Origin of the sequence: Alloalcanivorax mobilis, from assembly GCF_002864685.1 — a bacterium.
Taxonomy (GTDB): Bacteria; Pseudomonadota; Gammaproteobacteria; order Pseudomonadales; family Alcanivoracaceae; genus Alloalcanivorax; species Alloalcanivorax mobilis.
This window is the reverse complement of record NZ_NMQZ01000017.1, coordinates 104,599-115,333: the sequence shown is the minus strand read 5'-3', so window position 1 is coordinate 115,333 and position 10,735 is coordinate 104,599. Positions and strand designations below refer to the sequence as shown.

The following is a 10,735-nucleotide window of genomic DNA, read 5'->3' as shown; positions in this document are numbered from 1 at the left end:
GGCCAGCGCGCCTGCTGGGCGCGCGCCAGCGGCGCGGTGGCGCAACCCAGCTCCAGGGCGCGCGGGTCCGCCAGCGTCGCCGGCGCCATTTCCAGCAGGGTGCGCGCGCACGCCAGTTGCAGGCCGGCGTGTGCGTCGTAGCTGCGAGCGGCGCGCCCGAAGCGTTCGCCCACCGCCCGCTTATTCACCCAGGAAGCGGTGTTGGCGATGGAAGTCATACACGGCTCGGGTAAAGGTGTCGGGGGCGGACAGGAACGGCACGTGGGCGACCTGCTCGATCAGCGCGGTGTCGCCCTGACCGTTCAGCAACGGTTCAATGGCGGCCATCGCCGCCGCCGGCACGATGTTGTCACGCTCGCCGAAGATCATTCGCAACGGCATCGCCAGCCTCGCCAGCTCGCCGCGCAGATCAGTGTCGCGCAGAATCGCCAGGCCCTCGCGCAGGGCGCGGTGAGCCGGCAGCCCGCAAAAATAAAGAATCTCTTTCAGCCGCGCCACGTCCTGGCGCATGCTCTCGGCGCCCTTGCAGTTGAGCGCCAGAAAGCGCACCAGCGTGCCTTCGTAATCCTCCTGGCACATTTGCTCGAAGGCCTCGAAGATTGCCGGCTTCATTGCCGCCGGCCAATCGTCGCTGGCGGTAAAGCGCGGCGTGGTCGCCACCGTGATCACCGATTGCACCCTTTGCGGCTGATCCAGCGCCAATCGCAACGCCACCAGCCCGCCCAGGGACCAGCCCAAAAGATGGGCCTTTTCCGGCATCACCGCCGCCACCTGTTCGGCCAGAAACGCCAGGGTGTAGTCGTCGTTGGGCAACGGGCTCTGCCCCATGCCCGGCAAATCCACCACCGTCACCCGAAACCGTTCCAGCAACGCCGGCACGATGTCGTCGAACACAATCGCATGCAGCCCCCACCCGTGCAGCAACACGATGTCGCCGGCGTCTTTATCGGCCACGCCGGTGGCGCGGTAGGTGTTGTGGAAGGGCACAAGACGCCGGACGCCAGACGCTGGACGCTGGACGCTGAACGCCAGGTCCAAACCCTTGGCTGGTGGCGTTGCGGCTGTACCATCTTGGCTTTGCATAGCTTCAAACTCTGACATTTGCGTAAATCTGTTGGACGCTAGACGCTAGACGCTAGACGCCGGACGCCGGACGCCGGACGCCGGACGCTAAATCAAAACCCGGCGCTGAAACGTTTACATGTTTCCTGGCAGGATGGTCCGTACCGACAGGCAACACGTCACACCGATCCGGTTACGGGTTTAGCGTCCGGCGTCTAGCGTCTAGCGTCTAGCGTCTAGCGTCCGGCGCCCTCCAGGGCGCCCAACAACCGATCCACATCCGCCTCCTCATGGGCCGCCGACAACGTCACCCGCAACCGCGCCTGGCCGTCGGGGACCGTCGGTGGGCGGATGGCGGTGACCAGAATGCCTTGCTGGGCGAGCGATTGGCTGAGGGCCAGGGCGGCGGCGTCGTCGCCAATCAGCAAGGGTTGGATCGGCGTGTCCGAGTCCATCAGGCCATAGCCCAGCTCGGCGGCGCCGCGCCGGAAGCGCGCGATCAGCGCGCTCAGGTGTTCCCGGCGCCAGTGTTCCGCCCGTGCCTTGCGCAGGCTGACCAGGCTGGCGGCGGCGACGGCGGCGGGCATGGCGGTGGTGTAGATGTAGGTGCGGGCGAATTGTATCAGTGTTTCGATCAGGTCCTCGGAGCCGGCGACAAAGGCGCCGGCGGTGCCCAGGGCCTTGCCCAGGGTGCCCATGTACACCGGCAGCCGCCCGTTCACCTGGTGGGCAAAGGCGGTGCCCCGGCCTTGGTGGTCGAGCACGCCCAGGCCGTGGGCGTCGTCCACCATCAGCCAAGCGTCGCTGGCCTCGCAGGCGTCCAGGTAGGCGGCCAGCGGCGCCTGGTCGCCGTCCATGCTGAACACGCCGTCGCTGACCACCAGCTTGCGCGGCGCCTCGGCGCGCGCCAGTTGCGCGGCCAGGGCGGCGGCGTCGTTGTGGGCGAAGCGGCGGGAGCGAGCACCACTGAGCAGGCCGGCGTCGAGCAGGGAGGCGTGATTAAGACGATCCTGGAACACCGCATCGCCTTTGCCCACCAGGGCGGTGATGGCGCCCAGGTTGGCCATGTAGCCGGTGGAAAACAGCAGCGCGCGCGCCCGGCCAGTGTGCTCGGCGAGCGCCTCTTCCAGCGCCTGGTGGGGGCGCTGGTGGCCGCACACCAAGTGCGAGGCGCCGCTGCCCACGCCCCATTGGTTGGCGGCGTCGCGGAAGGCGGCCACCACCTGGGCGTCGTTGGCCAGGCCCAGATAGTCATTGGAGCAGAAGTTCAGGCAGACACGGCCACCCACCTCGGCCACCCGGCCGCTGGGGGCGTCCATCAACGCCGGCTGGCGATAGCGGTGTCGGGCGCGCCGTTCATCCAGGCGCGCTTTAAGATCGAAACCCAAGGGGTGGCTCCGCTCGGCTCAGGCGTCCGCCGCTTGCTGGGCGGGGCGGCCGGTGTCCTTATCCAACACGTGCTTGGCGCCGCGTTTGTTAGGGCCGCTGTACGCCAGGGCGTCGTGGAACAGGCCACTGTTGTGCGCCTCTTCCTCGGCCACCTGGCTGCGCAATGCCTCTTCATGGGCTTCGTCGGAGGCTTCGTGGCGCGGGTCCAGCGGGTGAATGCCGAGCCGTTCGAACAGGCGGCGGTCGTGGTTCGCTTCCGGGTTGTCGGTGGTCAGCAGCCGCTCGCCGTAGAAGATCGAGTTGGCGCCGGCCAGGAAGCACAGGGCCTGCGCCTCGTCGTTCATTTCCTGGCGGCCGGCGGACAAGCGCACATAGGACTCGGGCATCAGAATGCGCGCCACCGCCACGGTGCGCACGAACTCGAACGGGTCCAGATCGTCCACGTCGGCCAGCGGCGTGCCCTCGATCTTGACCAGCATATTGATCGGCACCGATTCCGGATGGTGCGGCAGGTTGGCGAGCTGCTGCAGCAGGCCGACGCGGTCGTCACGGCCTTCGCCCATGCCGACGATGCCGCCGCAGCACACTTTCATGCCGGCGTCGCGCACATGGGCCAGGGTGTTGAGGCGGTCACCGTAGGTGCGGGTGGTGATCACCTTGCCGTAGTACTCCGGCGAGGTGTCCAGATTGTGGTTGTAGTAATCCAGGCCGGCGTCGGCCAGATCCTTCGCCTGCTGCTCGTCCAGCATGCCCAGGGTCATGCAGGTTTCCATGCCCAGGGATTTCACCTGACGCACCATGTCCAGCACATAGGGCATGTCCTTGGCGCGCGGGCTGCGCCAGGCGGCGCCCATACAGAACCGCGACGCGCCCTTGTCGCGGGCGGCGCGGGCCTCTTCCAGCACGCGTGCCACTTCCAGCAGCTTCTCTTTTTCCAGCTCGGTGTTGTAGTGGCCGGACTGCGAACAGTATTTGCAGTCTTCCGGGCAGGCGCCGGTCTTGATCGACAGCAGCGTGCTCACCTGCACCGCGTTCGCATCAAAGCTCTGCCGGTGCACGCCGGCGGCGCGGAACAGCAGATCGTTGAACGGCAAGGCGAACAGCGCTTCGATCTCACCGCGATGCCAGTCATGGCGTACGTGGATGGAAGCGGATGTCGTCTGGGACGTGGCGGCGGCTGCGGTCATCATGTCTCTCCCGAATGGTAAGCGAACAGACTAGCAGCCCGCCTTTCCCTGTCAACTTGAAAGCGTTTCAAAGGTTAACATTTGGATGTTTTTTAACCTCAATCCGTTTCGCAGCCAGGCGCCCTGCACCCTGTGCGCCCGCTCCGGCGGCGGCCTGTGCACCCTGTGTCGCGCCCATTTGCAGGCGAGTCTGACCCTGGAAAAGCCGCTGTGCCGCTGTGGCCTGCCGACCCCAGGGGTAGCGGCGGCCAGCCTGTGCGGTCGCTGCCTGCGCCGCCCACCGCCGTTCTCCGCCACCTACAGCCAATGGCGTTACGATTTTCCGGTGGACCGGCTGATCAATGCCTACAAACACCGCGGGCGTCTGCATCTGGAGCGGGCCCTGCTGAGCCTCGCCGAGCCGGCGCCGGGCCCGTGGCCAGAGGCCGACCTGGTGTGCCCGCTGCCCGCTCACTGGCGGCGGCGCCTCTGGCGCGGCTTCGACCAGGCCGAACGGTTCGCCCGCCATCTCGGCCAGAGCTGGCGCCAGCCGGTCGTCCCGTTGCTGCGACGGCGCCATGCCAGCCAACATCAGCAGGGGCTCAGCCAGACGCAGCGCCAGCGCAATCTGCGCGACGCCTTCATCGCCGACCCGCGCGCCCACGGTCAACGGGTTCTCCTGATCGACGACGTCATGACCAGCGGCGGCTCCGCCCGCGCCGCCAGCCACGCCCTGCTCAACGCCGGCGCGCTGGAGGTGCGGGTGTGGGTGCTGGCGAGGACGTTGCAGGGGCGGGTTTGAGCCACAAGCTGCAAGCTGCAAGCCACACGGATCGCGGCGCCTGGTAGCTTGTGGCTTGTGGCTTGTGGCTTGTGGCTTGTGGCTTGTGGCTTGTGGCTCATTTTCGACACGGAGCACGGCTTCACCGACGGCACGGCCTACGCTATTCCCTCCATCCTGGCCCCCAGCGCACCCCGTCCGTCATAATGCCGGCTCCTCTTTGCCCGCCACCGGACCGCGCCATGAAGATTCACATCGCCCAGGGCCACAATCCGCCGCACAACGTCAACGGCATCACCGTGGTGATCGATGTGATCCGCGCGTTCACCACCAGCCACGAGGCGTTTCTGGGCGGCTTGAGCCATATTTTTCCGGTGTCGTCGTCGGAGGACGCCTTTGAACTGCGCAAGCAATACCCGGACGCGTTGCTGGTGGGCGAGGTGCAGGCGCTGCCCATCGACGGTTTCGACCTGGGCAACTCGCCCTGGGAGATCCGCCACACCGATCTGCGTGGCCGCCATATCATCATGCGCACCACCAACGGTGTGGCGGCCACGTTGCGTGCTCGCGACAGCGCCCAGGTGCTGGTGGCGAGCCTGGTCAACGCGCGCGCCACCGCCCGCTATTTGCAGGCGCAAGCACCGGACACGGTGGTGCTGGTGGCGTCCCACCCCACCGGCGATGAAGACGTGGCCTGCGCCGAGTACATCCGCGCCCTGCTCGGCGGCGAGGGCATCGACCTGCAACAGGCTCAGCAACGCACCCGCAACGCTTTCGCCGCCCGCAAATTTCTGGATGGCAGCCACCCCCGCCTGCGTCCACAGGACATCGACATGGCCAGCCAGGACGGCGGCGACGACGCCCTGGTCATGGGCGTCACCTTCGAGCCCCTGCCCTGCATTCGGGTGGTGGAGACGTCCAGCGCCTGACGTCGGCGCCTGACGCCATGCGCCGTCCACTTGCCATTCGCCGCCTCGGCGCGTCGGCAGGCTCCCCGTGACCAAACTCGTCACTGCATCATCGGTTTGCATCAATGACGCTCCCGAAGTGTCCTGGTAGCGTCGTGCTATCCGGCAACTATCAGGAACGCATTCACCATGATCGAATGGAACGAACAGCAACAGATGATCCAGAAGATGGTCCGCGACTTCGTCAGCAAGGAAGTGGTGCCGAATCTGGATGACATCGAATACAACGGCGTGCCGCCTTACGACATCCTGCGCAAGATGATCAAAACGTTCGGCATGGACGTGATGGCCAAGGAACGCTTCGACAAACAGATCGCCCGCGAGAAAGCCGCCGGCGCCGACGGCGCCACCGACGCATCGTCGAAAAAAAGCGGCGGCTCCAGTGAGCAAGCGGCGATGACCATGATCCCGATCATCGAATTGTGCCGCCACGCCCAGGGGCTGGTGACCGCCATGGGGGTGTCCATGGGCCTCGCCGGCGGCGCGGTGATGGGCAAGGGCACCCTGGAGCAGAAGGAGCGTTGGGCGCTGCCTTTGTTGACCCTGGAAAAAGTCGGCGCCTGGGCGATTTCCGAGCCCAATTCCGGCTCCGACGCCTTCGGCCAGATGAAAACCGTGGCCCGTCGTGATGGCCAGGGCGGTTACCTCATTAACGGCAGCAAAACCTGGATCACCAATGGCCCCTACGCCGACACCATTATTCTGATCTGCAAACTGGACGAAGAGGGCGTGGAACCTCGCGACCGGAAAATCGTGTCGTTCATTCTCGACCGTGGCATGCCCGGGCTGGAGCAGTCCAAACCGTTCAAGAAGATGGGCATTGGCTCATCGCCCACCGGCGAACTGTTTCTCAGTGACGTGAAAGCCGGCCCGGAGCGCCTGCTCGGCGGCAGCGAGACCGCCTACGGCCGCTCCGGCGCCAAAGCCACCTTTATGCAAGAGCGCGCGGGCGTCGCCGCCATGGCCCTGGGCATGGTGGAACGCGCCCTGGAACTGTCGGTGGGCTACGCCCGTGACCGCCAGCAATTCGGCCGGCCAATCGGTGACAATCAGCTTATTCAGTTGAAGCTGGCGAAGATGGAAGTGGCGCGCGCCAATCTACAGAACATGGTGTTCCGCTACATCGAGCTGACCGGCGCCGGCAAACAGATGACCCTGGCGGAAGCCTCGGCGATGAAACTGTACGCCGCCCAGGCCGCCATGGAAGTGGCCACCGAAGCGGTGCAGGTGCACGGCGGCTACGGCTACATGCGCGAATCCCGGGTCGAGCAATTGATGCGCGACGCCAAGATCCTGCAAATCTACGCCGGCACCGACGAAATGCAGGTGATCGCAATCGCCCGGGATTTGATCGGACGGGGCTGATGCTGGACGCTGGATGCCGGACGCCGGACGCCGGACGCTAAACCCGTAACCGGACCGGTGTGACGTGTTTCCTGTCAGTGGTTGACTATCCTGGCAGGAAACACAAAAACGCTTCAGGCCGGGTTTTGACTTAGCGTCCGGCGTCCGGCGTCCGGCGTCCAGCGCCCCTTGCCTGCAACACCCGCCGGGTCCTACCGTGTCAGTCACAGGTTCGATAACTCAAAAGGAGGTGCCCCATGGCATTGCAAGAACAGCGCTGCGAAGCGTGCCAGGCCGATGCGCCACGCATCGGCGAGCAGGAAGCCCAGGAGCTGCAACAGGAAATTCCGGATTGGAAGCAGATCGAGGAAGACGGCGAGGAGCGCCTGCAACGCCCGTTTACCTTCAAGAACTTCGCCGAGGCGCTGGCGTTCACCAACCGGGTCGGCGAGCTGGCCGAGCAGCAGGGCCATCACCCGGCGCTGCTCACCGAGTACGGCAAGGTCACCGTCACCTGGTGGACGCACAAGATCGGCGGCCTGCATCGCAATGACTTTATCTGCGCCGCCAAGACTGACCAAATCTTCCAGGAGCCGGTTAACCGCGCCTGAACCGCACCGGGGTAGACTCGAGCGTTCCAGCCACCCCAGGAGCGCACCATGACGCTGAGCGAACAACAACAGGCCGCCATCAAGGCGGCCGCCGATAACAGCTTTCCCTTCGTGGCACGCTGCGGCGTACAGACCCTGGAGGTCGCCCGCGGTTACTGCAAAATGAAGATGCCTCTGGCCGCCAACCTCAACCACGTCGGCATCATGTACGCGGGCGCGCTCTACACCCTGGCGGAACTGCCCGGCGGTGTGATCTATCTGAGCTCCTTCGACACCGCGCGCTTCTATCCGATCGTCAAGGACATGCGGATCCGCTTTCGACGCCCGGCCACCACCGACGCCACCGTGGAGGTGCGTATCAGCGAAGCGGATATTGAGCGCATCGAAGCCACCGCGCTGGCGCACGGCAAATGCGATTTCGAGTGGGATTGCCAGATCAAGGACGATCAGGGCGAGGTGGTCGCGCTCACCCACAACGTTTATCAGTTACGAAAAATCGGCGCCTGAGTCGCTTTATTTATTTTTTCGCAATTCAGGGTTGACGTTTTTTGCGCGTCAGAGCTAATCTAAACCTACGCCGGCAGCAACGTTCCTGCCTGTCGGTGAGATGATTGTCCGTTGGGGTCTTCGGATTCGCTCGGGCAAGCATCGGCACCCACTGCGCGGCCTTCGGGCCGCGCTTTTAATTGCTCCGCACTCTGAATTACCGCCATCGGCGCCCCTGGCATGTGGCGCGCCCCGCCGCCGACCGGCTCGGCGAATCAGGCGCCGCCCAACTCCACCACCGCTTCAATAAAGACACGGGCGTGCTCCGGGTCCACCTGCGGCGTAATACCGTGGCCAAGATTGAAAATATGGCCGGGGTGAGCGCCGAAATCGTCCAGAATCCGCTTCACCTCGGCGCGAATCGCCGCCGGTTCCGCGTACAGCACCGCCGGGTCCATGTTGCCCTGCAACGCCACCCGGTCGCCCACCCGCCGGCGCGCCTCGCCGATGTTGATGGTCCAGTCCAGCCCCAACGCATCGCAGCCGCTGTCGGCCATGGATTCCAGCCACAGGCCGCCGTTCTTGGTGAACAGGATCACCGGCACCTTGCGGCCGTCGTGGTCGCGGATCAGGCCATCCACGATCTGCTTCATATAGCGCAGGGAAAACGCCTGGTACGCCTCGGCGGAGAGCGCCCCGCCCCAGGTGTCGAAAATCTGCACCACCTGGGCGCCATGGCGGATCTGGGCGTTCAGATAATCGGTGACCGAGCGGGCCAGCTTATCCAGTAACGCATGGGCCAGTTCAGGCTGGCTGTAGACCATGCCCTTGAGGTGGCGGAAATCCTTGCTCGGGCCGCCTTCCACCATATAGGTGGCGAGCGTCCACGGGCTGCCGGAAAAGCCGATCAGCGGCACCCGCCCATTCAGCTCACGGCGAATGGTGGCCACCGCGCGCATCACATAATCCAGATCGGTTTCCGCGTTCAGCTCCGGCAGGGCCGCGATGTCCTCGGCGGTGCGCACGGCATGGCGGAATTTCGGCCCTTCGCCGGTCTCGAAATACAAGCCCAACCCCATGGCGTCGGGAATGGTGAGAATGTCCGAGAACAGAATCGCCGCGTCCAGAGGGTAACGCGCCAGCGGTTGCAGCGTGACCTCGCAGGCCAGCTCCGCGTTGCGGCACAGATCCATGAACGACCCCGCCTTCTCCCGGCTGGCCCGGTACTCCGGCAAATACCGACCCGCCTGGCGCATCATCCAGATCGGGGTACGATCCACCGGCTCACGGGCCAGGGCTTTCAGAAAGCGGTCGTTCTTTAGCGGAGCATTGGACATGGGCATTCCTGATTTCTGGCCGGACGCCCGACGCCTGACGCCGGACGCTCCAACCCGTCTCTTATGGCATTGCGGCTCCGCAAAGAACCTCTGCGGAGCCGCAACCCTTTGGGCACTGTTTGTTGTAAAGCGTCGGGCGTCAAGCGTCCGGCGTCAGGCGTTCTCAAACATCCAAATAGTCGAGAATACCCTTAGCGGCCTCGCGCCCTTCCCAGATGGCGGTCACCACCAGGTCGGAGCCGCGCACCATGTCGCCGCCGGCGAAGATCTTCTCGTTGCTGGTCTGGAACGGGAAGGCCTGTTTTTCCACGGCGGTGACGCGGCCGGACTCGTCGGTAACCACGCTGTTGCCGTCGAACCAGTCGGCCGGGCTGGGGCGGAAGCCGAACGCGATGATGACCGCGTCGGCGGGCAGCACTTCCTCGCTGCCGGGAATCGGCTCGGGGCGGCTGCGGCCGTTGTTGTCCGGTTCGCCGAGTTTGGTTTCCACCACTTTCACGCCGACCACCTTGCCGTTCTCGCCGACCACTTCGATGGGCTGGCGGTTGAACAGGAACTCCACGCCTTCTTCCTTGGCGTTGGCCACTTCGCGACGGGAGCCGGGCATGTTCTCTTCGTCGCGGCGGTAGGCGCACACCACGCTGTCGGCGCGCTGGCGAATCGAGGTGCGGTTGCAGTCCATGGCGGTGTCACCACCACCGAGCACCACCACCCGCTTGCCGCTGACATCAATGAAGTCGGCCGGGTCTTTCTCGAAGCCCAGGTTGCGGTTGGCATTGGCGACCAGAAACGGCAGCGCTTCGTGCACGCCGTCCAGGTCCTCGCCGGGGAAGCCACCTTTCATGTAGGTGTAGGTGCCCATGCCCATGAACACCGCGTCGAATTCTTCCAGCAGTTCGTCGATGGTGATGTCGGTGCCAATCTCGGTGTTGAGGCGGAATTCGATGCCCATGCCTTCGAACACTTCCCGGCGCTTGGTCATCACCGGTTTTTCCAGCTTGAATTCGGGGATGCCAAAGGTCAGCAGGCCGCCGATTTCCGGATAACGATCAAACACCACCGGCTTGACGCCGTTGCGCACCAGTACGTCGGCGCAGCCAATGCCCGCCGGGCCGGCGCCGATCACGGCGACTTTTTTGTCGGTCCACACCACCTTGGACATGTCCGGCCGCCAGCCCATCGCCAGGGCGGTGTCGGCGATGTACTTCTCGGTGGCGCCGATGGTGACCGCGCCAAAGCCGTCGTTGAGCGTGCACGCGCCTTCGCAGAGGCGATCCTGCGGGCACACCCGGCCGCACACTTCCGGCAGCGAGTTGGTCTGGTGCGCCAGCTCCACGGCTTCCATCAGGTTGCCTTCGCTGATCAGCTTCAACCAGTTGGGAATGTAGTTGTGCACCGGGCACTTCCATTCGCAATAGGGGTTGCCGCAATGCAGACAGCGATGCGCCTGGTGCTCCACTTCCCGGGTTTCATACGGGTAGTAGATCTCTTCGTACTTATGCTTGCGCTGCTCGATCTCCTTCTTGGTGGGGTCCACCCGCGGCACATCGAGAAACTGGAAATGATTGTTCAGACGTTCAGCCATGTTCTT

Annotated in this window: 10 protein-coding genes and 1 pseudogene; 5 read left to right on the top strand and 6 right to left on the bottom strand. The window is 64.8% G+C overall.

Features of this window, described 5'->3' with window-relative positions; translation table 11 throughout:
- The 4 genes and pseudogenes from CGS25_RS10350 to bioB all read right to left on the bottom strand — a co-directional run.
- Nucleotides 1-218: pseudogene (locus tag CGS25_RS10350) on the bottom strand (malonyl-[acyl-carrier protein] O-methyltransferase BioC); the annotation flags it as partial.
- Nucleotides 181-987, bottom strand: a complete 807-nt coding sequence (gene bioH, locus CGS25_RS10345; RefSeq protein ID WP_232802351.1) for a pimeloyl-ACP methyl ester esterase BioH — start codon at nt 985-987, stop codon at nt 181-183. The pseudogene CGS25_RS10350 and the gene bioH, both read right to left, overlap by 38 nt.
- 311 nt (nt 988-1,298) lie before the next feature.
- A complete protein-coding gene (bioF, locus tag CGS25_RS10340; protein ID WP_089033327.1) occupies nt 1,299-2,450 on the bottom strand; it encodes an 8-amino-7-oxononanoate synthase in 1,152 nt (383 codons plus the stop codon).
- Between the two features lie 18 nt (nt 2,451-2,468).
- On the bottom strand, nt 2,469-3,638 hold the full coding sequence (gene bioB / locus CGS25_RS10335; RefSeq protein WP_089033328.1) for a biotin synthase BioB: 1,170 nt from the start codon (nt 3,636-3,638) through the stop codon (nt 2,469-2,471).
- A gap of 85 nt (nt 3,639-3,723) precedes the next feature.
- On the opposite strand from bioB, the gene CGS25_RS10330 reads away from it, so the two are divergent.
- The 5 genes from CGS25_RS10330 (at nt 3,724) to CGS25_RS10310 (ending at nt 7,828) form a co-directional block, all read left to right on the top strand.
- The gene (locus tag CGS25_RS10330) at nt 3,724-4,419 is read left to right on the top strand and encodes a ComF family protein (RefSeq protein ID WP_101675397.1); all 696 of its coding nucleotides are present in this window, start codon (nt 3,724-3,726) and stop codon (nt 4,417-4,419) included.
- A gap of 221 nt (nt 4,420-4,640) precedes the next feature.
- Nucleotides 4,641-5,327 (top strand): 2-phosphosulfolactate phosphatase, encoded by a 687-nt coding sequence (locus tag CGS25_RS10325; protein ID WP_101675396.1) that lies wholly within the window; start codon nt 4,641-4,643, stop codon nt 5,325-5,327.
- Nucleotides 5,328-5,495: 168 nt separating this feature from the next.
- A complete protein-coding gene (locus tag CGS25_RS10320; RefSeq protein ID WP_089033331.1) occupies nt 5,496-6,731 on the top strand; it encodes an acyl-CoA dehydrogenase family protein in 1,236 nt (411 codons plus the stop codon).
- Nucleotides 6,732-6,967: 236 nt separating this feature from the next.
- Nucleotides 6,968-7,321: a 4a-hydroxytetrahydrobiopterin dehydratase gene (locus CGS25_RS10315; RefSeq protein ID WP_089033332.1), complete on the top strand. Its 354-nt coding sequence runs from the start codon at nt 6,968-6,970 to the stop codon at nt 7,319-7,321.
- Between the two features lie 48 nt (nt 7,322-7,369).
- Complete coding sequence (locus CGS25_RS10310; RefSeq protein ID WP_089033333.1) at nt 7,370-7,828, top strand: PaaI family thioesterase; 459 nt, start codon at nt 7,370-7,372, stop codon at nt 7,826-7,828.
- A gap of 254 nt (nt 7,829-8,082) precedes the next feature.
- Here CGS25_RS10310 and hemE read toward each other — a convergent pair whose 3' ends face one another.
- Nucleotides 8,083-9,144 carry a uroporphyrinogen decarboxylase gene (gene hemE, locus CGS25_RS10305; protein WP_089033334.1) on the bottom strand — a complete coding sequence of 354 codons (1,062 nt, stop codon included), beginning with the start codon at nt 9,142-9,144 and terminating at the stop codon, nt 8,083-8,085.
- Between the two features lie 163 nt (nt 9,145-9,307).
- On the bottom strand, nt 9,308-10,729 hold the full coding sequence (locus tag CGS25_RS10300; RefSeq protein ID WP_089033335.1) for an FAD-dependent oxidoreductase: 1,422 nt from the start codon (nt 10,727-10,729) through the stop codon (nt 9,308-9,310).
- Nucleotides 10,730-10,735: the final 6 nt, after the last annotated feature.